We start from the raw sequence: 22,618 nt of genomic DNA, 5'->3' as shown, positions 1-22,618 counted from the left end.
AAGGTGTAATTTACTACATTCCTTTTTGTTTCAATTATTTATATAATTTACCTTTGTCAATCGAAAATAGTCTTAAAAAACTGTTTATATATGTTATAATTATCAAAATAATTATTTTTTAATGTGTTCTTGTATGAAAAAGAATTTTTTTTCCTTTGTAGGTGTGGTTGCTATTATAGCAGCAGTAGTTTTTAACGTCAATTTGGGTATAGGTACTAGTTTTCTTCCTAATCTTGATTTGACGAATGTTGAAGCATTAGCGCAAACTGAAGGAGGTGGAGTGTTAGTGAAAAAAGGTTACAATATGGAGAGTCGAGCCGTTCAAGTTGGTTATATCGTGGTAGATGGGAAAACATGGCCATTATATCAGTCCTATAATTGCTGTATGTCAAACCCTTCAAAAAGTTGTGATTTTGCTCACCATCAAGCCGGTTGTGAAGATGCAATATAATAAATTATTAGCAAATAAGAAATTGTTTCTGGAATGCGTAATCTGAACAACATAAAGTAAAATTAGACACATCAAACAAGTGTATTCAAGTGGACTTTTTAATTTATTTCTGTTAATTTTTAAACTAAACCTACAAAAAGGGAGAAAAATATTTCTCTCCCTTTTTGTAGGTTTGAACAAACTCTTAAATTATAATCCGATTTTAATATTATGAGGAATTATTTTTTCTTTTTTATAGTATTGCTTTCAATAATAATGTTTTCATGCAATAGAAAAAAAAATATATCAATTGATGATTCTGGAACTATCATTTCAACGATTAACATGAATGATTTGCAAGCAATCAAGATAACCCAATATATAGATTCTGTTAATTTTATCAAGTTGGAAACAAATGCTGACTGTTTGATTGGAAATATTAAAAGTGTTTTTTTTATTGATAATTGTTTTTTTATTCAAGACTCAAAAACATCATCTATTCTTGTTTTTAATCGCCATGGAAACTTCCTCCATAAAATTAATAAGAAAGGAAGAGGTCCGGGTGAATATATAGAGTTGTCAAAATTCATGATAGATAAAAACAAAAAGAACCTTCTTATTTATGATGGCCCGACAAAAAAAATGCTTTATTATTCGTTTGACGGTAAATTCATCAAGGAAATATCAGATTTTAGTGGAGGCGATATTATCAGAGACATAATCAATATACAGGATGGGAATTTTTTATGTTATACTCCAGATTTTATGCCCAATAACAGATGGGGTGTCTGGCAGGTTGATGAAACCGGAAAACCAGGTGATTATTTAATCAATCAAGATACTGATTATCCCATTCAAATTGGAGGTATGTCTTATTTTTACGAATTACCGAACGATCAAATCGGGCTGTGGTGTCCAGACTTGAATGATATATTTCATTTCGATGGCAGGTCTGTAGAAAAATATATGTCGATGAAACCTAGCCGGAAAACGGTTGTTGATTTTCCTGAAGTAGAAAGAGGAGCTAATAATCAAATGGTAAGAAAATACAACGTAGAAGAAAAAGGGAATTTTTTGATAACAGAATGGATTGAAGGCATTAATTATCTTTGTACTTCCATTTATTTAAAAAATAAGAATGAGACTGTTGCCACCAAAGGCATCGAATATGCCAACAATATCGGTATCATATCAGGAATGAATGTTAAATATAATATACCTAATCAACAATTAAGTGTGCTCTATCCACATTTAACTCTAATGCTTTTGGAGGTTGATTCTATTAATGAAGACAATAAAAGGATGATATCTTCCATGTTCAAAGATGAAGGAGATAATCCTGTTTTACAAATTATGTATGTAACAAAATCAACGTTATAAAGGGAAAAATATCGTATGGCATTGTATCTCTGTTTCTTATCTCTCCATATTCTTCCCGCTTTTGAAAAATTGAAAATGCTTTGGTAAAATTTTAATTATTTTTCCAATGAGAGAAATAATTTTTTGTCCACCTCCCATGTCACTCATACACCTGTTCAGAAGCATAGTTGATTATCCTGCGTCAAGGTCAATCCTTTTTTTTCAAATTTTCATCTGATGCTTACATAATAAATTATTATATTTATGTATACGAAGAAAGCGAGACTGTTATTTTTTGGTTTAGGCGTATTAATAGTTCTTCTGGGAATTTTTCTGATTATGAAGTTGAAATATCCCAAACTTTCCAGCAGTAATCAAAATCTTCACATAAAGTCGGAAGACACCTTAAAAATAGTTCGAATATTTGATTTGAAGAACGAATTATCAATACATGATATAGTTGCTGACTCTGTCCACGTCATGTTCAGATTACCTCATGGAGCATGTAACTGCTTTGAAACTATGTTTTCTGATGCAGTTAAAAATGTGGAAAATAATATTGGTGAAAACAGAGTTTTTGTAATTCTTTCTGCGGACAAACCTAGAGAAGTCTATTTCTTTAAAGAAAGAACAAAATTAACCTGCCCTGTCTACAGTTCGACGGATACGCTATCCACTATTTACGATGTTATGGGATATCCATATGCATGTATTGTTTTTCCCGACATGACCATAAATAATTTCGTTCCCGCCCATCCTGATAGCATGAATAATTTGATAGCGAACGTCAAGAAAATAATACTCGAAGAAATGTCAATAATTGATTAAAAAAGTTCTTTTCAGGCTTTAGCTGTATTAATTATGTAGTCGGCATATTTCTACTATATGGTTTTATCTACTGAAAAAATGACAAAAAAAAGATGGCAAAGCGCATTGCGCTTTGCCATCTTTTTTGTTACTCTTGCATTTGTAATTTCAACAGTTTTTTTCATTGATAGATCCATATGGCAGGGTGTTATCACTGCTAAATATTTTTGGTTTGCCATAGCCATGTGTTTAGTGTTGTCGTATTGGAGTGTGATGTTACTGTTCTGGAAAATAAAGATAAATCTTACGGATGTCATATTGGGGTTACTTATGACTTATATTGAGTTAAATTATTATGTAATTAATGGTAACCCATCCATGCATTGGTGGCTGTTCCTGTTAATGCTTCCCTTGTATGCGATGATACGTACTACCTGCGCCAACCGGCAACTGAAAAGTTTGGCACTTGACGTTATTTTGATAGCTGTTATGATCGAAGCCTTTTGGGGATTACTGCAATTGTACGGATTTACCCGTTCATTTCACGGGTTGTATAAAACTACTGGATCGTTTTTCAATCCCGGCCCATATTCTGGTTTTGTGGCAGTGGGTGTTCCCTTAGCATTGGCCTATTCATTGGATACAACATTACCTGCATGGAAATGTTGGCTGGGAAGAATAACATTTCTTGTCGCCTTGCTTGTCTTACCCGCTGCTATGAGCCGTGCTGCATGGTTGGCTGCAATTGCAGGAAGTGCGGCTGTTTTAATTATAACTTATCAATTAAAAATTAAAAATTTTGTTTTCAGTAAGCTGCCGACAAATACTATTCGGATAGCGGCTGTAATTGTCGGAGGTTTTTTATTGGCAGCATTATTGGCAGGAACATATTTAATGAAAAAAGACTCTGCTGATGGGCGCTGGGTTATCTGGCAGGCAAGCACAGGAATAATTAAGGAACATCCATTGTTTGGTGTTGGGTTTGGCCGTTTTGCATCAGAGTATGGCAACGCACAGGCGAAATATTTCCTTTCAGGCAAAGGTTCAGAGGCGCAGATGATGGTAGCCGACAGCCCAGAATATGCCTTCAATGAATACGTACAAATGGTGGTGGAAATTGGATGGGTGGGGTTGGCATTGTTCATGGCCGTCATCGTTTGTGTTTTCTGTTCGGGTAATGGTACACAAGCTTCAAAAGAAAAATGTGCCTTGTTGGCTTTTCTTGTTTTCGCTGCTTTCTCCTACCCATTCAGTGTATTGCCGCTATGTATATTGTTCGTTTTTCTGTTGGGTATTTCTGCGTCATCATCTAAATTTTATTTTACTTTACCGGCGTGGCTAAAAGTGGCTGGTTTAATAATTATACTGTTCATCACCATTTATAGTTCATGTCAGATTTTGCCCAAGAAGAAGGCTTACAGGGAATGGATGTCTTTTCAAATGTTGTATAATTCAAATGGTTATGGCTCAGTTGTTGATCATTATAAAAAATGGCATCCTTTTTTGAAACACGAGAAACAATTTCTGTTTGAATACGGGCAAAGCCTTTCGAAAACCGGACAACACATCGAAAGTAATCACATATTCGAACAATATCTTCATTACGGCAGCGATCCCATGGTATACAACTGCATGGGTAACAATTTTAAGGCCATGGAAGAGTATCAAAAAGCTGAAGAAGCCTATATCCGCGCATCGCAGATTGTTCCCAACCGGCATTATCCATTGTATCTGCTTATGAAATTATATGAGGAAACCGGGCAAACAGATAAGTCAACGGATGTTGCAAAAATACTATTGGAAAAACCGGTCAAGGTTATGTCAACCGCCATACGTGAAATGCAACTAGACGCAAAACAATTGATAAAAGGAGAAAATATTGAATGAAAACAATTAAATCCATACTTAGAGTTTTTAAATACATTTTCCTGTCATTGCTTTTGGCTCTGTTGATCCGCCTTTTCCTGTGCAATTTTTACCGGGTGCCATCCGATTCGATGGCGCCTACGGTAACAACCGGTGATTTTATTATGGCCGGAAAGTTAAAATACGGAGCAAGAATCTTTACTAGTTTGAGATTTGGAAAACATGAGGATCCTCGCATAAAACGAGTTCCCGGATTAGGGAAAATACACAGAAATGATCTGACGATATTTAACTTTCCTTACCGTGATACATGGGATACCATCAGGATGAATCTGAACACAATTTTCGTTAAGCGTTGTATCGGTCTCCCTGGCGACAGTTTGTCGGCGGCCGGCGGTTTTTATCATGTTAGCGGGTTGCCGGATACTTTGGGTTATAGACCCGGACAGAGGCAATTGGTGCAGTGGCGTTCGACGCTTGATTCGGTCATTATCAGAGCGGTTGCATTTGATAAATCATTTGACTGGGATGTTTTTGATTTCGGTCCGTTTTATATCCCTGCCGCAGGCAGAACCATTACGCTAACACCAGAAAACTTCAAACTGTACCACAAACAGATGGTATATGAAACTAAACAATTAGTGTTGCTGAAAGATTCATCAGTATACATCAATGATACACTTGCCCCTGAATATACTTTCCGAACAAACTGGTACTTCATGGCAGGCGACAATGTAATGAACTCGCAGGACTCGCGTTATATAGGTTTGATACCGGAAGCGTATATCATTGGACGTGTGTCTATGATTGTGTCATCAAAAGATCTGTATACCGGAAAGCGACGCTGGAAGAGAACAATGAAACGAATTAAATAAAAGGAAAAAGGTTTACAGAATACAATTGGAGTTTTTTTCCTGTAAAATATGGGGTGATGTATAAACAGCTTTGCGCCAAAAGGAATTTTCGTAGTAGAATTTACCATGATTAACTTAAAAAGATGATGCAGATTAGTGTATTATTATTCATATTATTTCTTTTTTCCTGTCAAGTAACAAGAGAAATAAACAGTTCAGCCCCGGACAAGTCACAGTCATAGAAAACATATCTGATGAAGTGATCATTCAATATGAAAATTACCACCAAACCTGTTGGCCGTTTTCGTAAGTGAAAACCCGCTCTTCTCTTCCTCTGGTCTCGTTATGAAGCAGGTATAATGCATTCGAAGGGATGTTGTCAAACACCAATACCCCATTCTTTTTTCCGGTTTTCTTTCCCATGGAAATAATTGTGCCTCCTCGGGAAAAGTAAAACAACTCATATACATCACCTTCACGAATACCGTTGTCATCACTACGAAATAAATATTCAATCTCTGTTATGCATTCAGGAGTCTCAAATTCCAATCCTACCCAAGCGTTATCAGGCCATTCCGCATCGTAATAAGTGACCGGATCTTTATCGAATACTGCATACTTCGTCTTTACATGCTCATTCCTTGACGCACCTTCGGTTCCTATAATTTTCCCGTTTAATTCTTTCCCGTTCGAAAAGAACTGCAATTCGGCCATATTACAACTACTTTTCGGCGCCGAAAAATATCGTACATACTTGAATTTTTGTGCGTTACTCACCGATACACGGTGATAATACATATCCATTTCATGTGTTATTGTATACAATGTAACACAGTCACTGAAATCTTCCATATTTGCCCCTTGAAACAAACCGCCAACCGAACGGTGTTTAAATGCCTCAGCCCATTCGGGCATTGGATATTTCCGGTGTAGCTCCATTTGTATCAAATGCTCCCTGTCTGAATCCAACACACGCAACTCTCCATTTTCCTGCGGAATAACAGTTGAGGTAAAAGGGATAAATCTCCCTTCCAGATAATAAACCGGCCGGTAAACAATATTCGGCTCCACATAATGAAATACTGCTTCATCATTGTCCGTATCAATTTCAGTGCAGGCTATCGGAACCCATTTTTTGTTATTGAATACCCCCAAATACAAAACCCGTCCTTTTTTTGCATTATAAACCGGTATCTTTATGGTGTTGTCGAAATACACTGATGACACATCTTTCATGTATTTATCGTTAAGCAAAGGTACGATCTCCTGACCACTGTATTTGTTCGGAATAGACAACGGTTGTTCGCTGAAGCAAATTCGGTAGACTTTTCCTTTTTTCCTGTTGATATGATTCGGTGTACGAGCAGGCGGCGTCGAGTAAATTTCGAAAGGAATACTCCGTCCGCTCTGATCTTTCATATAGTTCCAAAAATGCTGCGGATGCAACATATCCGGATTTTGCAATATAAAGTCAATGCCGGCAGGGATACCCACCGAACGAAAAACAAAAACAGCATAAAACGCCATTGTTTCGCAACCGCCTAACCGACACTTCAAAAGTGAATTCGCGCCTAAATAAATAGTAGATAAAGTGTTGTCAAAAATCCAACGCTGATTCATTATTTCATCGTACAGGATCATACCGGCATCAATGGAACTGCCGGTTTCAAGCAATGAATTCAATAAAGGTTGAAACATGTCGTAATACGCTTTTCTCCAATTTTCCAATGGCTCGTTTCCAATTCTATAAGGCAGTATTTCTTCACAAAATTCAGAGAATGAAAGTGATTTACACCAAGGATTTCTTGTCCAAACTTCAAATGCCCTCTCAATATTATCAATCAAAAATTCAGATGTAATGATATGGGCATCATAAACCTTTCGAAAACCACCTGCCGGAGGATTTCCATATTTATTTTTGAAAGAAAGAGGGTGAAGTACCCTGAAATGTTCATCAGTAACCCTATAATCATTCTTTAACGCAAACGTTTTTACATCCGAACGAAAAGAATCTAATTCTTTACTGGTTAAAGAATAATATTTTGGCATATTACAAATTAAAAACTCTGCCGCTTTGAGTTTGTAGTGGTTTTCTGGCCGCTGACTATAAAATGAAAGCACCTTTTCAAGTTCCTTTCGATTTTTTCCGGCAAATGACAATGCTTGCTCCAAATCACTTTTTTGTTGGCATGAACAAAAAAGGAATAGTCCTAAGGCAAATAAATAAACGCATCTCATAATATCATCTTCGTTATTTATATTTAAATACCTAATTAAAATTAGTCTTAATCGATCAAATTACTTTTGGTTAAAAATCAAATACTTACATGCAAGAACAATGTGAGCTGATTTATGCCTCAAATATATTTCATAACCCGCAAATTAAACATCATGCACTTTCACGTACTTAACAAAGTGATTAATTTTGTTTAATTTTTCATATGAATGTCGCCCCGCAACTCTTCTCTTCAGAATAGAATTTTATAAACTCTATCAAATCCATACCATTAATTTCCCTCTAAAATAGTGGTTTTTTATCAAATAGACAAATTTCGGGATATCCGTTTTTTATGGTTTTGATATTTAAAATTCTTTTGATTGCTTGGTAATACGCTGCATTTTTCAGCATTTATGGTGCTTTTCCACTGCTTTTGCTTGGTGCCCGCTTCAACCTGTTTGTGTTATCCTGATCATTTGCTGGACAGAAGGTTTTTTACCCTTTGTTGCGGACTTTGATACATGTTATATTTTATTGGCAGGCAAATAATGTCTGATTCCCCATAGATACGTTCTTCAAAATAACTTTGTGTATCCATCTTCTGCGTCCTCCCTCTTTACGTCCTGCCAGTTCGAGGGCAAGTCCGGCGTCAACGATTATTTTACGGCCTATCAGCTTGATGGCTGCATTGATTTTTCCGCTTTTCTTGATACGGTTGGCAGTAGGCGATGAACAATTGAATAGCCGGGCAATGCCGCCGATATCATATACGTAACGTTTTTCCTTGTCCGGATTGCTCTGAACAGGGTTAGAAACAAACTGCTGACCGAATATATGTTTCAATTGCCCTACCGTCAACATCGCAATAGGAGTACTGTCATTAATTAAATATTCCATGACTATAAATCATTTTATAAATTCTTTTCACATACAATATCCGGCCGGTATATTGATGTGATTTGACAGCAAAACTAAAATGGAATATTAGTGGGGAAAAGTGTAATCCACATTTTCGCATACTTCAAGCTATTAGTTGTTAGTGCTTTGTGGGATTATTTTTGGTGGAATTGGTGGGGAAAAGTGCCACTGCTAAAAAATGGATGCAATTTCTTCTAAAAACCGTGTATTGGGTTTTTTTTCATCAAATTTGTCTTCCTCAATGTATGTCTTTTTCTTCTGGTAGGTCTCGAATGAAAAGTCGAGCGTGTCGCATAATTCTTTTGCCTACCCATCATTTTGGATTGATCCGGATAATTTGCCAATTAAATAATACATCCGTGTCTTTTCATTGGGTTTGACTTGCAATGTACCCTTGAACCGGGAGGGATAATTCAGGAAGTTGTATAATTTTTCTTCGGAAATATCTTCAAATTGATTGTTGTTGAACACCTTATGGGCTTTTGATACAATGCCGAAGTCAAATAATAGTTTATTTATTTTATCATTAGCAGCTTTGCTGTTTCCATATAGCATATATGAAAGATGTATATGTATTTTATTTACCTCTTCAATAATTTGCTCTATCCTGTAAACAATTATACGGTTCAGATTAAAGTTTGACAATGTGGTTTGGTTGCCAAGGCTTCAAGATCAATGTTCACTTATTGCCGCATTACCAAAATATATTTCTGGTAACCTGTTTCTTACCAGATATAATTCCTGAAAAGGGAAATCCAAGTTTTGCCTGAAAGAACAATAAATATCAGACCGGTTTTACCATATCGTTTCAAACGTTCTATTTTCGGGTATGATGGAAAGCGTCTTGTTTCAAATGTCAATAATATGTTCCGTATGTTGAAGGTGGGTTTCGAGCAATCTTTTAATGTATTCGTTGTTGTAAGTAACCAGATATTCATCCACTTCCTTGAAATATCCGTCCTTATTGAAAATATCGCGCTTCGGGATGTATTGAATGAAGTTGGCAGCCTGCCCTTCTTTTTCCTGCAATTCAAACAGATATTTTACAGATAATAATTGATAACCTGTTGCGTGAATGTGTTCCATATTATTATTTGTGAGAAAACAATTTATCAAATGAATTGTAAAAATATATAATTGATTGAATTAAAAAACAAATACGCAACTCTTTTTGCGTAAAGAATTGCGTATAAATATTGCAATCTGCTGACCTTCAGTGTTATTCAGCGGTGAGGGAGGGATTCGAACCCTCGGTACAGTTACCCGTACGTCAGTTTAGCAAACTGGTGGTTTCAGCCACTCACCCACCTCACCTCATCTTTCGATGGCACAAAGGTATATAAAATACCAAAACAAACAAGTATTACCCGATCATTTATTTTTTTTAGGATTCAGAGAACAATTTTTCACTTGGTTTGTTTATTTATGACATATTTAGATTGGCTCACTTATATTTCTATCATTTTGACATAGAGAATAATAATTGTATATGTGCAGGCTTTACATTTTGTTAACGTTTTGTTAACAAAAGAAGATTTGTTTTGGCAGGAATTTTGATTAATCATCTAAAATCTTTGATAAAATAGAAGAAAACGGAGTTAAACGGCTTTTACTTGTTTTTTTACTTGTTTTTTACTATATTTAGGCATTGTTAGGCACCTGAAATTCGCTATTTCATTCTGAAAATAAGAATATTAACAAAAATATATAGCTCATGAGTTATCTGAAATTTGACAAAAACCAGTTAGTTAATTTAGAATATTCCTTAAACAGGGAAATTCTTCGTTCAAATAGAGGCGGCTCTTTTTGTAATACAACCATCATAGGGTGTAATACCCGGAAATACCATGGCTTATTGGTAAGCCCTGTTAAACGTTTTGAGAACAAGCGGTATGTGTTTTTATCATCTTTAGATGAGACGGTTGTCCAGCACAACAGCGAATTTAATCTGGGCATCCATAAGTATGAAGGTGAGATCTATGAACCGAAAGGGCATAAATATGTAGTGGACTTTTCAGCGGACATAGTTACCAGTACTTTATACAGGGTAGGAGGGGTGATGTTACGGAAAGAAAGCCTGTTGGTGGATCAGGAAGAGCAGATATTGCTTCGCTATACGCTGGAAGACGCCCATTCGCCTACCAAATTGCGGTTTCGTCCGTTCCTGGCCTTTCGTGGCATGCACCAGCTGACAAAAGCCAATCATCAGGCAAACACGCATGTGGAAAAAATCAAAAACGGTGTGAGTATCCAGATGTATCCCGAATTACCGGCGCTTTATATGCAATTTTCGAAAGCAGCCGAATTCGTCCCTGTTCCGGATTGGTATTATGGGATCGAATATCCCAAAGAGCAGGAACGCGGTTACGAATACCGCGAGGATCTCTTTGTACCCGGGTATTTTGAAATAGATATAAAGAAAGGTGAGAGTATTATATTTTCAGGGAGTCTTGTAGAAGAGTCCCCCACAACATTGAAAAGGCGTTTTGCAACACAATTGGAACGCCGTTTGCCAAGGTCAAGTTATATGCATTGCCTGACCAATGCAGCACAACAGTTTGTCATCCGTGATGATGAAGAAAAGACAACGGAAGTGATTGCCGGTTATCCATGGTTTGGGGTATGGGGACGTGATACTTTTATCGCGCTTCCCGGGATTACGTTGGGCATTGACGACCCTAAAACCTGCAGGCAGATATTGGATACGATGCTCAAACGCATGGAAGGCGGATTGTTCCCGAATATGGGAACTGTTCAGAATCCCGCTTTCAATTCGGTAGATGCACCTTTATGGTTTTTTTCTGCTATACAACAATATGTCTCTTTTACCGGTGCCAATGCCGCTGTCTGGAAGCATTACGGTGGTACGATGAAGACCATCCTGAATAATTTCCGTAACGGATCTTTACCTTTTAATATCCGGATGCATGATAATGGCCTGATTTATGCAGGGGAAGAAGGTAAGGCGCTCACCTGGATGGATGCCGTCGTCAATGGAGTTCCCGTAACTCCTCGTATGGGATATCCGGTGGAGGTACAGGCATTGTGGTACAATGCTGTCATGTTCGCGCTTGAACTGGCAAAAGAGGCGGAAGACAAAAAGTTCATCAAAGAATGGAAAGACCTTCCTGAACTAATTGCCGCTTCTTTTGTAGAAAAATTCTGGGATGAAGAAAAAGGGTATCTGGCCGATGTCGTGAATGGCGATGAAAAGGACTGGTCAGTCCGTCCTAACCAGGTATTCGCTACCTCGTTACCTTATAGTCCGGTCAATGATGAGATAAAGAAATCAATACTGGATGAGGTGAAAACACAGTTGGTTACCCCACGGGGATTACGTACATTATCCCCTGAAGACCCTAACTATAAAGGCACCTATCAGGGAAATCAGGAAGAAAGAGACAAGGCTTACCATCAGGGAACCGTATGGCCATGGTTGCTTGAAGGATTTAGTGCAGGTTGGTTACGTATACATAAAAAGTCGGGCGTAGCCTATATTGACGGCTTATTACATGGATTTGAGGAAGAAATGAACCAACATGGAATCGGAACTATTTCCGAAGTCTATAACGGAGATCCTCCGCATCTTGCAAAAGGAGCTATTTCGCAAGCTTGGAGCGTGGGAGCATTATTAATGATGTTTAAGATGCTGGAAAAATATGAAGCTTAATATTTTCCGGAATCTTAAAAAATAGAATTTTTAATAAGTATATAAAAATGAAAAAAATATGAAAGTTTTAATGTTTGGCTGGGAGTTTCCGCCCCATATTTCAGGAGGATTGGGAACAGCCTGTTACGGACTGACCAAAGGCTTGTCCACATTCTCCGATATGGAAATAATATTCGTCGTTCCCAAAGCTTTCGGGGATGAAGATCAAAGCAATATGCGGTTGCTGGGAGCCAATAATATTCCTGTACGGGTTAAAGATACGCGTATTTTGGGTTTTTTAAAGGAAATGCAACAAATAGAAGTCGGCGTTAACCTGTTGCCCTATGTTGATCCTGAATTATATGAAAAATATAATGTAGATACCATTTCAGGAGAGAATAAATTCATAACTTCCGATTTCAACGGGAAATTCCAGTTTTCAGGAGGATACGGGCAGAACCTGATGCAGGAAATATCCAACTATGCATTGGTAGCGGCATCTATAGCGCTTGAAAATACTTTTGATATCATTCATGCTCATGATTGGTTATGTTTTCCTGCAGGTATCGCAGCCAAATATGTGTCGGGAAAACCATTGGTGATCCATGTGCATGCTACGGATTTTGACAGGAGCGGGGGAAATGTAAATCCCGTGGTATTCAATATCGAAAAGGAAGGGATGGAAGCAGCCGATAAAATCATTACGGTAAGTAACCTGACCCGGAATATTGTCATTGAAAAATACGGAATTGATCCGAAAAAGGTAGTTACTGTATACAATGCCGTGGAACCGGTTGAAGGATGTGCTGCCTGTGACTCTTTTGGGAAAAAACCGAAAGAGTCTGATGAAAAAATCGTGACTTTCCTTGGCCGGATCACGATGCAGAAAGGTCCTGAGTATTTTATAGAAGCGGCTGCTTTAGTGCTTAAGAAGATGGATAATGTCCGTTTTGTAATGGCCGGGAGTGGTGATATGATGAACAAAATGATACGCCGTGCCGCACGTCTGGGAATTATGGATAAATTTAATTTTACAGGATTCCTGAAAGGTGATGATGTGAATAAAATGTTTGGAATGAGCGATGTTTATGTCATGCCTTCAGTATCGGAACCATTTGGTATTTCACCGCTGGAAGCGATGCAGTCCAATGTCCCGGTAATCATTTCCCGTCAGTCGGGGGTTGCAGAAGTATTGCAAAATGCTGTTAAAATAGATTTTTGGGATACGCATGCTATGGCTGATGCTATTTACGGTATCTTGAATTATCCCGCTCTTCACGGGACATTTAAGAAACACGGAAAAGATGAAGTAGACGAAATGAAGTGGGAGACATCTGCAAAGAATGTCAGAGATGTATATTATAGTGTAGTAAATTAAATATTAAATACAAGTATTATGAAAAAGATATGCCTCAATTTTCAAATACACCAGCCGTTCAGGTTAAAAAGGTATCGTTTTTTCAGCGTAGGTAATGACCATTATTACTATGATGACTATGCCAATGAGTCGTATATTCGTCGTATTTCCGATATTTCTTATCTTCCTGCCAATAAAATATTGCTGGAGACTATTAAAGAAAATAAAGGAAAGATAAAGGTGTCGTTTTCTATATCCGGAACCGTTCTCGACCAATTTGAATTGTATGCTCCTGACGTGTTGGATAGTTTCCGGGAACTGGCCGATACCGGATGTGTCGAATTTGTAGGTGGAACAGATGCCCATTCGCTGGCTTCATTGGTCAATAGGGAAGAGTTTGAAACACAGGTAAATGCTCATAAAGAAAAGATACAGCGCCATTTCGGTAAGCCGGTAGGCAAGGTCTTCTGTAACAGTAATATGATTTACAGCAACGACATTGGAGCTATGGTGGGAGAAATGGGCTTCCGGGGAGTACTTACCGAAGGCGCCAAACATATTTTAGGCTGGAAGAGCCCTAATTATATGTATTGTTCAGCTACTAATCCCCGGTTAAAACTCTTATTGCGTAATTATAAGCTGAGCGATGATATACGGTTTAATTTCTCCAACCAATCATGGGTAGAGTATCCGCTCACGGCTGATAAATTCGTACGTTGGCTGGAGTTATTGGATCCAAAAGAAGAGATCATCAACCTGTCTTTGGATTATGCCACTTTTGGAGAGAAACAAACATTATCCTCAGGTATTTTTGAGTTTTTGCGTCACCTGCCCAAGTTAGCACTCAAAAAGAAATTTACTTTTGTAACGCCTGATGAACTGTTGGACATACAGCCTGTTGCTCCTATCAGTATTCATTATCCGATATCATGGACTGATGAGGAACGCGACCTCACCGCCTGGCGGGGTAACGAGTTGCAACTGGAGGCATTTGATAAATTGTACGGTTTGGCCGAAAGGGTAAAAAATACACCGGATCCTAAAGTTAAGGTCGATTGGAAATATTTACAGGCAAGTGATCATTTCCGGTTCATGAGTACTAAATTTTATTCTACCGGGCGCCGGACACCCTATAATCCGTATGAGTCTCCCTATGATGCATTCATTAATTACATGAATATTTTATCGGATTTTACATTGCAATTACAAAAAGCTGAAGTTCCTGCAGAAAAAATTGATGTGGATGCATTGAAACAGGAACTTAGCGAAAAAGATAAGCAGTTGAAGATGACAAAGCTGCAGTTGGATAAGTTGCGTACTACCATTGCCAAAGCCATGCAGGATGATGATGATACGGAAATGGAAGATGCACCTAAAGCCCAGCCTAAAAAGAAGGCTGTCAAGAAAACGGAAACAAAAGAAAAGCCCAAAGTAAAAACTGTAGCCGTTAAAAAAACATCAGCAGCCAAAAATAAAGTAGCAGCAACAGTAGATATAGGCTAGATAAATCATTCACCGAATAACAAAAGGATATCTCAAAAGGGTATCCTTTTGTTTTAATTGCGCTTTAGCCGGGCCAATTGACATATATAGCATTGCTTTGTCGATAGTTAAATGTAAAAATACATACCCGTAGGTATGACCAGATTATATTCTAATACTGTAGAGGCAAAAGAAAGGTTTAGTATGTTGTTTATAACATTATTTGTAGAAAAAATTATAAGTAATTGCATTACTAAAAGTAATTATGTGTAAAAAATTACACATTACTAGTGTAATGGTGTAATAAACGGTAAATTATTGTTTATTCGTGTAAAATAATAATAAAATAAAAGAAGTTCAAAAAAAAAATATGAAATATACAGTAGTTGTTGGATAATTATCTATATTTGGCATATTAAGTAATACCAAACAATGAATGTCATATTTTATAAACGTAACAACTTGATCGATGTGACTTAAGAAAACATTAAATAGCATTGAGTGCTTATTACCAACAAAACAATTATTTATGAGAAAAGGTTTTGTCAGAATAATATCTTGTAGAACAAAGACTTTCAATTTTATTTTTCTGTTTCTATCTTTGACAGGGTTCTTTTGTATGGAATCTAAAGGGCAATTTCCCGGTATTCCGGTTATAACCACTCCTAAACCAGCCACTTTACAGCCAAACGTTATCATTGGCAATTCACCGCAACCGGCAGTTTCATATCCGCAGGGGCATCACCATTACCTGCCGGATACCCGGCAGCGAAATGAACAGATCATTGAAGAAGCCCGGCAACATGAACTCCAACGGCAAAACCGGCAGAAGCAGTTGCAGGAAGCCATTGCAGATTTTGAGCCGCAACGGGGATTGAATTTTGTCAACTGCAGAAATGCCATTCCCTTACCCGATTTCAGGAGAGCGGATGGAGTGGAAAACTTTCACCGTGCATTTGACGGAATCGAGAAAATGTTGACGGGAGAAGCCCCGGTCAGTATCAAGGACGCTGTTTTTATGGCGGAGAACACCTTTTATGGCAACAGCCTGAATTATGACGATTACGACCAATCCATACGCAGGGATGTCGAACTGTGCAATGCCAGGATCAGGCAACTAAAGCTAAATGAAGACGATCCGATGGTAAAGGCGATGATGTTGTTTCATTTTCTCACCGACACATTCGAGGTACAACTCTCCGCCCATGAAAAAACACTGGTACATTATCCCATGACCTACGATTATAATGATCCGGGCGGAAAGGAAGACATAACAAAAGTGTTTGTGACAAAGCTGATGACGGAAAATACGGGACAGTGCAACTCCATGCCCAAGCGTTTCCTGATCATGGCGGAAGAAATGGGGTTCGAAGCTCATTTTGCCACCGCCCCGTTACATTCTTTTGTAAAAATCCAGGACCCTTTGGGAACCTGGCATAACCTGGAACTGACCTGCGGAGCCATACTGAGTGACCAGCATTATATGTACGGCGGCTTTATCAAATCTGAAGCGTTACGGAAAAACATATACCTGTATCCGATGACTAAGAAAGAACTACTTGCAGACATCCTTCTCGATCTGGCATTGATATACCGGCATACTTACGGATGCGACCGTTTTTTTGCCATGTGCTACAATACGGCATTGGAATTTGACCCGAAAAATATCAGGGCGAATATTTTCAAGGGTATCTATGCACAGTATATCCTCTCTTATATTTGCGCCCATACGGGAGTGGAAACGCCGGATGATATGGAAGACTGTCCGGCGGCTAAACGGGCATGGCAGTTGTACCGGAAGGTCGAGGATGAAATATATGCCCGGGGTTTCGAACCGATGCCGCAGGAGTTGTATCAACTATGGCTGAAGCACGTCAGTGAAGAAAAAGCAAAGTCCGGAAATCAAAATATGAAAATGCAATATCTCGTCAAATAACCACATCAATCCAACACCATGAAAAGATTAGCCTTAATACCAGTTTTAATGTGGAACGTGTTTCTCTTGCAGGCGCAAAACACCAATCCCTTTGCCGGGTACGGTTATAACGTTCGTGTGATCACGGCCAGCGAAGGACGTTTCGAAGAGTTTCACGACAGGAAGGATACCGTTGTGATCGGCTCCGTATTATTCGTTCCCAGGAGCAAGAGCATTTCAGGGGAATATAAGCCCGATACCACCGTGTTCTGGTTAGACCCTCAAACAGTCAGCATGAATCCGATGATCGGCCGGTTTAATACACCCGATCCATTGGCGGAAAAGTATTACCATATTTCACCGTATGCGTATGTTGCCAATAATCCCATTAAATACATAGATCCGGATGGCCGGACTATAGTAGGCTTGACAAAAAACGATGTTTTAAAGGCACAAACTGATTTCAATACTATGTTTGCTGATAAAGAATTTGATAAATTTAGAGATTTAATTACACTTGATAAAAGTGGAACAACATTTAACTCTATTGCAGCAGATGCTGTAACTGCTGCATTTGATGGAATTCAATTATCAACTGATCAGCAAGCATTGGTTGATCAGTTTGTTGGAACTATTAATTCTTCATCCATTCATAAAGTCGAATTTGTTGATATATCAGGAAATGTATCTATTGAAGGTTCAAGTGCATTAAGAGATCATGTAAACAGTGTTCAAAAGGGTGCTGGAGACGCAATGGTGCCAGGAAAAACAATGGGTGGTCCTACAATGAATGCCATTTCAGGGGGTGGCTTAAATATACCGACAAAGGATGGTTCTCATTCAGTAATTATGGAAGGTAAAGGTGTTGTACATGACGGAGGGAGAGTTGTTACAACTGGTCATGAAATAATTGGTCATGGAGTTGCAGCAGCAAATAAATTATCTGGTGTTGATAATAATACACGAGCAATTCGTGTTGATAATTTAATACGTAGAGTGATGAAAATAACTACATTTAGAACCGAACATGGTGGAGCTAAAATTGTTAATCCGTACGCGCTTCCTTGAAAATTAAATTGAAATCTATGAGTAAATGCTATATTATTTTATGTTTTTTTTTAGTTATCAATTCAATTTGTTATACACAGCAATTGTCTAAAATAGATAGTAGCCGCCTGATAGCCAAAGGGAAAATAGAAAAATTACTTTTTAAAAAGATTGAAAATGCATATTTGTTGTTTTCAGTTGATGATAGATGGTTTCTGATAATTGAAAAAAAAAGTAATTTTTATAGAGAATATTTTTTACAAAAAAATGATTCAACGTATATTATAGTCAAATCTTTAAAAATACGAAAACATAAAAAAATACTAAAAAAAGCGTTTAATAAAAATATTTATCACAAAGGTTTTATTAACTTGAATTCAGATTTTTATAAAAACGGATATATATTTTCTCAAGGTAATGAAACGTATTTTTATTATAAAGATAAAGATGATAATATATATGGAGAATCAAAATTAACCACTATAATTAATCCTAATCCGATAGATATAGAAATATACAATTTTCTACTAACAAGATTGTTGAAATATATTAAATAAAGCCTATAAAAGTATTACATCTTTATGAAAATCTTAACCATAATTATATTCATTTTTCTTTTTCAACACTGTATAGGACAAAATAATAATTCTTTTTACAACAATGCCTATATGGAGCTTTGTGATATGCTTAACAACACAAGAAACATCAGTTTTAAAAGGGCTGTATTTATCACAGAAAATGCCTATTATAATAATCAATATAATTATTATGATTTTTGTTTAAAAATCAACATGTTCGTTTCTATGTGTAATGAAATAGAAAATACAATAAAACTTTCTTATAATAATAAAGATAGTACAAAAACTAAAAAATATGCATCAGTTTTTTTACTTATGACAGATACGATTCAACTTAAAATTGATGATACTCTTTTTGTTCACCCTCCTTTCACTTACAATTTCGAAGATTTTGCAGGAGAAAAAGACTGGAGTAATATGTTTGTAACAAAACTATTTGAAACATATAAAGGTAATTGTCACTCGTTACCAATCCTCTACAAACTGATTGTAGAAGAAATGGGTGAACGGGCATGGCTATCCTTTGCTCCCAATCATTTATATATCAAGCTCTACAATAAAAGAGACGGCTGGTACAACACCGAACTTACCAGCGGCTATTTCCCTACTGACGGCTGGTTGACGGCTACGGGCTATATCCATCTGGATGCCATAAGAAACGGTGTGTATATGGATACCTTATCGCAAAAACAATCGGTTGCCATGTGCCTGATCGATCTGGCAGAAGGATTTCAAAAGAAGTCCGGCAATGATTTTAATCCGGGGTTTATCCTGAACTGCTGCGAAACCGCCTTGAAATATTATCCCAATTATGTAAATGCCTTGTTGCTCCAAGCCGAAACATTGATGAAATCATACCGTAATCAACCCGATAAAAGTACACCTGAAAACAAACAGCTTTTTGCCAGACTGGAAGGAATGTATGCCCACATTCATGAACTCGGCTACCGTAAAATGCCCGACAAGATGTATCTGGAATGGTTGATGTTGCTGCAAGGACAAAAGGAGTATCAGAACAGACAAATTCAAAACATAAACATTCCCGGAAAGTAATCATAAATATTCTCACATATAAAATAGACTTTTACTTTTTTTAGTAAATTTTTTTAGCAACATTCAACAATACTTACTTAAGCCGGCATAAAATTTATACATAAGTAGCGTAAAGTATTCAGAAGTAATAAATTGCCGAATAGTTCGGCGTAATATGTAATTAACTTCGTTGAGAAGGGCTACGCTAAGTTGGCTTTGCCGAGCTAAAGGTTAAGCCGTTGTTTTGGACTTTTTGGGATAGCTCCTTTTTGTTTATGTGCGCCTTAGCCGGTAGTCTATCCCCAGGTTTTCATATATTTCCAGTAAATCTTCTTCTTTATTGGTAATGATCAGCAGTTTGTCTTCAGGTAACAACTCGGTATTTCCTTTGGGGATAAAATATTTATTTTCCCGTTTGACCATTACAACAAGGGTATTTTCGGGTAGGGGCAGATCCATCAAGTGATCATGATTGGCTAATATCTGATCATTCAATTCTATTTCCGTCATGGTTGATTTGATGTCTTCCGAGAATTCCACATCGAAGTTTTCGAATTTACTTCTATCCCTCCCTTTGACGGATACCTTCAACCAGTCGGCAACTTTAGTCAGGGAGGTTCCCTGTAATAAAAGTGATAATAGTGTGATAAAAAATACAACATTGAACATGAAGCGATTATCATCCAGACCAGCAGCCAGTGGGTAAATGGCAAAAATAATAGGAACAGCTCCCCTCAACCCGACCCATGAAACAAATAACTTATCCCTAACCGCCATTTTCCGGAAGGGCAATAATGAGATAAAGACACTTAACGGACGGGATGCGAAAATCATGAATAAAGCGATCAATATGCTGGCCATAGCGACATACCATAGTTCCTTGGGATTGACCAATAAACCCAACGTGAGAAACATCACGATCTGGCTGATCCATGCCAGTCCGTCAAAAAAGCGCATGGAAGAACGTTTTTGAACAATCCTGGAGTTACCGATGATCAGACCGGCAATATACACAGCCAGATATCCGTTTCCTTTCAGGAAATAAGTCGCAGAAAAGATAAAAATACCGCAGGTAAACAGCAGGATCGGATAAAGGGAGTCGTTATTCAGGTTGATTTTATTGATCAGCCATACAGCTCCCCGTCCGAACAGATATCCTGCTATCGCACCTATAGAGAACTGGAGGATAAAAGAAAGTACGGCACCGCCGTATGACACATCCCCGCCCGTTTGTTCGCTTGTGATCAGTTGTATCAGGACAACCGTCAGCATGTATGCCATAGGGTCGTTACTTCCGCTTTCCAGTTCGAGCATTGGCTTCAGGTTGTTTTTTAACCGTACGCCTTTTCCCCTTAAAATGGAAAATACAGATGCCGAATCGGTAGAAGACATTACTGACGCCAACAATAGAGCTTCCAGAAAAGTAAGGTCCACATTGGTAAACCACACATTGGCGATATAGAATATAAAAAAACCTGTGATAAAAGCAGTCAGTAAAACACCCAATGTCGCCAGTATGACACCCTGCTTGACCACCGGTTTGATATCGTCGTATTGGGTGTCCAATCCGCCCGAGAACAAAATGATACACAAAGCTACCGTACCGACTGTCTGTGCCATTTTAAAATTTTCAAACCAGATAATTCCAAGTCCATCCGATCCGAAAAGCATACCGATCCCTAAAAACAATAGGAGTACCGGTACTCCGAAACGATTGCTTGCTTTAGATGCAAAAAGACTGATAAAAAACAATATAGCAGCAACGAAAAGTACAGATTCGATAGATACAGGCATATATATACGATTATTTTATTAGAAATCTGAGAGTAATGTGTGCAAATATAATAAAAAGGTCTTTTAACAAACCAGGATATCCTGAAAAATTCCATCTGTAAATGAATTTTATACGGGGGCAAAACTATGCTTTCTATTGGCCCAATGTAGGAAAAAAACGATACCTGGTTCGTTATCTTACGAATTTTTAGCGGATTTATTCATGTTGGTGCAAGTAAATGTTTGATCTTTTAGGTATTCATTAGTGATTGGATAATTTCCAATCCCTTTCAAAGTAATTTAAACTGAGTTCAAATAACTGGCGGTGTTTTTTTACAATCACCTCCAGTATTAAACCACTGAAAAAACACTGGAGTGCACATAAAAAAACAATTCCGGACACGATCAATGTGGGGAAACGGGGTACCAGCCCGGTTTCGAGATAATCCGCCAATACAGGAATAAATAGTCCTACCGCCAGCAAGAGCAGGATCAATGAAAGCCAGCCGAAAAATGCCATCGGACGGTATTCCTTGTACAACATGAAGATAGTACGTAATACTTTATAACCGTCCCTGTAGGTATTAAGCTTGGAATTGCTCCCTTCCGGACGGTTTTTGTACCCGACCGGGATCTCTTTCAGCAGGAAATTTTTATCCAGTGCATGGATGGTCATTTCTGTTTCGATTTCAAAACCTTTAGATAAAACAGGGAATGTTTTTACAAAACAGGGGCTGAAAGCCCGGTAACCGGTCATGATATCTTTGACATGGCTGTTGAACAACCGGTTAATCAACCAGCGTACCAAACGGTTACCCGCATTATGGAAAGGCCGTTTATTTTCCTGGTAATAAGAGGATGATAAACGGTCGCCAATGACCATATCCGCCTGGCCGTTAAGGACCATGTCCACCATGACTTGTGCATCTTTTGCTGGATAAGTATCATCTCCGTCGATCAGGATATAACAGTCGGCATCAACATGACGGAACATACTCCGGATAACATTACCCTTTCCCTGCCGGTATTCCCTATGTACAACTGCACCCGATGAGGATGCTACTTCAGCTGTACGGTCAGTGGAATTATTGTCATACACCAGAATGTCGGCCGATGGAAATACCTCCCGGTAACCGGCGATAACTTTGGCAATGGTCGCTTCTTCGTTGAAGCATGGTATCAAGATAGCTATTCGTTTCATATGGATGAGTGGGTAATGTTCGTTGTTTTTACTATATAGCTGGGGCGTTGTTTGGTTTGTATGAAGATCTTTCCGATATAAATCCCGATGATTCCCAGCAATACCATCTGCAATCCGCCGAAAAACATGATC

Annotated in this window: 18 protein-coding genes and 1 tRNA gene; 12 read left to right on the top strand and 7 right to left on the bottom strand. The window is 37.9% G+C overall.

The features are described 5' to 3' along the window. Positions 1–133: 133 nt before the first annotated feature. The 5 genes from LBQ60_22045 to lepB all read left to right on the top strand — a co-directional run bounded on the left by LBQ60_22045 (position 134) and on the right by lepB (position 5,337). Complete coding sequence (locus LBQ60_22045; GenBank protein MDR2040606.1) at positions 134–451, top strand: hypothetical protein; 318 nt, start codon at positions 134–136, stop codon at positions 449–451. 255 nt (positions 452–706) lie between these two features. Next, positions 707–1,810, top strand: coding sequence for a 6-bladed beta-propeller (locus LBQ60_22040; GenBank protein ID MDR2040605.1), 1,104 nt, complete (start codon positions 707–709; stop codon positions 1,808–1,810). 243 nt (positions 1,811–2,053) lie between these two features. Continuing rightward, complete coding sequence (locus tag LBQ60_22035; protein MDR2040604.1) at positions 2,054–2,617, top strand: hypothetical protein; 564 nt, start codon at positions 2,054–2,056, stop codon at positions 2,615–2,617. A gap of 78 nt (positions 2,618–2,695) precedes the next feature. Then, positions 2,696–4,483, top strand: coding sequence for an O-antigen ligase family protein (locus LBQ60_22030; GenBank protein MDR2040603.1), 1,788 nt, complete (start codon positions 2,696–2,698; stop codon positions 4,481–4,483). Further along, the gene (gene lepB, locus LBQ60_22025) at positions 4,480–5,337 is read left to right on the top strand and encodes a signal peptidase I (GenBank protein ID MDR2040602.1); all 858 of its coding nucleotides are present in this window, start codon (positions 4,480–4,482) and stop codon (positions 5,335–5,337) included. The genes LBQ60_22030 and lepB overlap by 4 nt, the downstream gene beginning before the upstream one ends. Positions 5,338–5,595: 258 nt before the next feature. Here the strand turns inward: lepB and LBQ60_22020 are convergent, their stop codons facing one another. From LBQ60_22020 to LBQ60_22000, 5 genes are all read right to left on the bottom strand, one after another. Then, complete coding sequence (locus LBQ60_22020) at positions 5,596–7,365, bottom strand: hypothetical protein (protein MDR2040601.1); 1,770 nt, start codon at positions 7,363–7,365, stop codon at positions 5,596–5,598. A gap of 700 nt (positions 7,366–8,065) precedes the next feature. Further along, a complete protein-coding gene (locus LBQ60_22015; protein MDR2040600.1) occupies positions 8,066–8,395 on the bottom strand; it encodes a DUF3853 family protein in 330 nt (109 codons plus the stop codon). A 363-nt stretch (positions 8,396–8,758) separates the two neighbouring features. Continuing rightward, positions 8,759–9,097, bottom strand: coding sequence for a hypothetical protein (locus LBQ60_22010; GenBank protein MDR2040599.1), 339 nt, complete (start codon positions 9,095–9,097; stop codon positions 8,759–8,761). A gap of 204 nt (positions 9,098–9,301) precedes the next feature. Then, on the bottom strand, positions 9,302–9,538 hold the full coding sequence (locus LBQ60_22005) for a hypothetical protein (GenBank protein MDR2040598.1): 237 nt from the start codon (positions 9,536–9,538) through the stop codon (positions 9,302–9,304). 141 nt (positions 9,539–9,679) lie between these two features. Next, positions 9,680–9,766: transfer RNA gene (locus LBQ60_22000), tRNA-Ser, on the bottom strand. A 400-nt stretch (positions 9,767–10,166) separates the two neighbouring features. On the opposite strand from LBQ60_22000, the gene LBQ60_21995 reads away from it, so the two are divergent. The 7 genes from LBQ60_21995 (at position 10,167) to LBQ60_21965 (ending at position 19,533) form a co-directional block, all read left to right on the top strand. Then, positions 10,167–12,122, top strand: a complete 1,956-nt coding sequence (locus tag LBQ60_21995) for an amylo-alpha-1,6-glucosidase (protein ID MDR2040597.1) — start codon at positions 10,167–10,169, stop codon at positions 12,120–12,122. 58 nt (positions 12,123–12,180) lie between these two features. Beyond that, entirely contained in the window at positions 12,181–13,479 is a 1,299-nt protein-coding gene (locus tag LBQ60_21990; protein ID MDR2040596.1) for a glycosyltransferase family 4 protein, read from the top strand. Positions 13,480–13,497: 18 nt separating this feature from the next. Further along, positions 13,498–14,961 carry a glycoside hydrolase family 57 protein gene (locus LBQ60_21985; protein ID MDR2040595.1) on the top strand — a complete coding sequence of 488 codons (1,464 nt, stop codon included), beginning with the start codon at positions 13,498–13,500 and terminating at the stop codon, positions 14,959–14,961. 598 nt (positions 14,962–15,559) lie between these two features. After that, a complete protein-coding gene (locus LBQ60_21980; protein MDR2040594.1) occupies positions 15,560–16,876 on the top strand; it encodes a hypothetical protein in 1,317 nt (438 codons plus the stop codon). A gap of 18 nt (positions 16,877–16,894) precedes the next feature. Further along, positions 16,895–17,923: a hypothetical protein gene (locus LBQ60_21975; GenBank protein ID MDR2040593.1), complete on the top strand. Its 1,029-nt coding sequence runs from the start codon at positions 16,895–16,897 to the stop codon at positions 17,921–17,923. Positions 17,924–17,940: 17 nt separating this feature from the next. Next, positions 17,941–18,459, top strand: coding sequence for a hypothetical protein (locus LBQ60_21970; GenBank protein ID MDR2040592.1), 519 nt, complete (start codon positions 17,941–17,943; stop codon positions 18,457–18,459). Between the two features lie 336 nt (positions 18,460–18,795). Then, a complete protein-coding gene (locus LBQ60_21965; GenBank protein MDR2040591.1) occupies positions 18,796–19,533 on the top strand; it encodes a hypothetical protein in 738 nt (245 codons plus the stop codon). A gap of 252 nt (positions 19,534–19,785) precedes the next feature. Here LBQ60_21965 and LBQ60_21960 read toward each other — a convergent pair whose 3' ends face one another. Next, entirely contained in the window at positions 19,786–21,306 is a 1,521-nt protein-coding gene (locus tag LBQ60_21960) for a potassium/proton antiporter (GenBank protein ID MDR2040590.1), read from the bottom strand. Positions 21,307–21,547: 241 nt separating this feature from the next. Continuing rightward, the gene (locus tag LBQ60_21955; protein MDR2040589.1) at positions 21,548–22,486 is read right to left on the bottom strand and encodes a glycosyltransferase family 2 protein; all 939 of its coding nucleotides are present in this window, start codon (positions 22,484–22,486) and stop codon (positions 21,548–21,550) included. Between the last annotated feature and the right edge of the window lie 132 nt (positions 22,487–22,618).

The organism is Bacteroidales bacterium (assembly GCA_031275285.1).
In the GTDB taxonomy this organism is placed as follows: domain Bacteria; phylum Bacteroidota; class Bacteroidia; order Bacteroidales; family UBA4181; genus JAIRLS01.
This window is presented reverse-complemented; position numbering and strand designations above follow the sequence as displayed.

Excerpts from the sequence above, each read along its gene's own strand:
- LBQ60_22005 (MDR2040598.1), bottom strand. The coding sequence starts at position 9,538 with ATGGAACACATTCACGCAACAGGTTATCAATTATTATCTGTAAAATAT.
- LBQ60_21955 (MDR2040589.1), bottom strand. The coding sequence starts at position 22,486 with ATGAAACGAATAGCTATCTTGATACCATGCTTCAACGAAGAAGCGACC.
- LBQ60_22015 (MDR2040600.1), bottom strand. The coding sequence starts at position 8,395 with ATGTTGACGGTAGGGCAATTGAAACATATATTCGGTCAGCAGTTTGTT.
- LBQ60_21970 (MDR2040592.1), top strand. The coding sequence starts at position 17,941 with ATGAGTAAATGCTATATTATTTTATGTTTTTTTTTAGTTATCAATTCA.
- lepB (MDR2040602.1), top strand. The coding sequence starts at position 4,480 with ATGAAAACAATTAAATCCATACTTAGAGTTTTTAAATACATTTTCCTG.
- LBQ60_21975 (MDR2040593.1), top strand. The coding sequence starts at position 16,895 with ATGAAAAGATTAGCCTTAATACCAGTTTTAATGTGGAACGTGTTTCTC.
- LBQ60_21980 (MDR2040594.1), top strand. The coding sequence starts at position 15,560 with ATGGAATCTAAAGGGCAATTTCCCGGTATTCCGGTTATAACCACTCCT.
- LBQ60_22020 (MDR2040601.1), bottom strand. The coding sequence starts at position 7,365 with ATGCCAAAATATTATTCTTTAACCAGTAAAGAATTAGATTCTTTTCGT.
- LBQ60_21960 (MDR2040590.1), bottom strand. The coding sequence starts at position 21,306 with ATGCCTGTATCTATCGAATCTGTACTTTTCGTTGCTGCTATATTGTTT.
- LBQ60_22035 (MDR2040604.1), top strand. The coding sequence starts at position 2,054 with ATGTATACGAAGAAAGCGAGACTGTTATTTTTTGGTTTAGGCGTATTA.
- LBQ60_21985 (MDR2040595.1), top strand. The coding sequence starts at position 13,498 with ATGAAAAAGATATGCCTCAATTTTCAAATACACCAGCCGTTCAGGTTA.
- LBQ60_22045 (MDR2040606.1), top strand. The coding sequence starts at position 134 with ATGAAAAAGAATTTTTTTTCCTTTGTAGGTGTGGTTGCTATTATAGCA.
- LBQ60_21990 (MDR2040596.1), top strand. The coding sequence starts at position 12,181 with ATGAAAGTTTTAATGTTTGGCTGGGAGTTTCCGCCCCATATTTCAGGA.
- LBQ60_21995 (MDR2040597.1), top strand. The coding sequence starts at position 10,167 with ATGAGTTATCTGAAATTTGACAAAAACCAGTTAGTTAATTTAGAATAT.
- LBQ60_22030 (MDR2040603.1), top strand. The coding sequence starts at position 2,696 with ATGACAAAAAAAAGATGGCAAAGCGCATTGCGCTTTGCCATCTTTTTT.
- LBQ60_22040 (MDR2040605.1), top strand. The coding sequence starts at position 707 with ATGTTTTCATGCAATAGAAAAAAAAATATATCAATTGATGATTCTGGA.
- LBQ60_21965 (MDR2040591.1), top strand. The coding sequence starts at position 18,796 with ATGACAGATACGATTCAACTTAAAATTGATGATACTCTTTTTGTTCAC.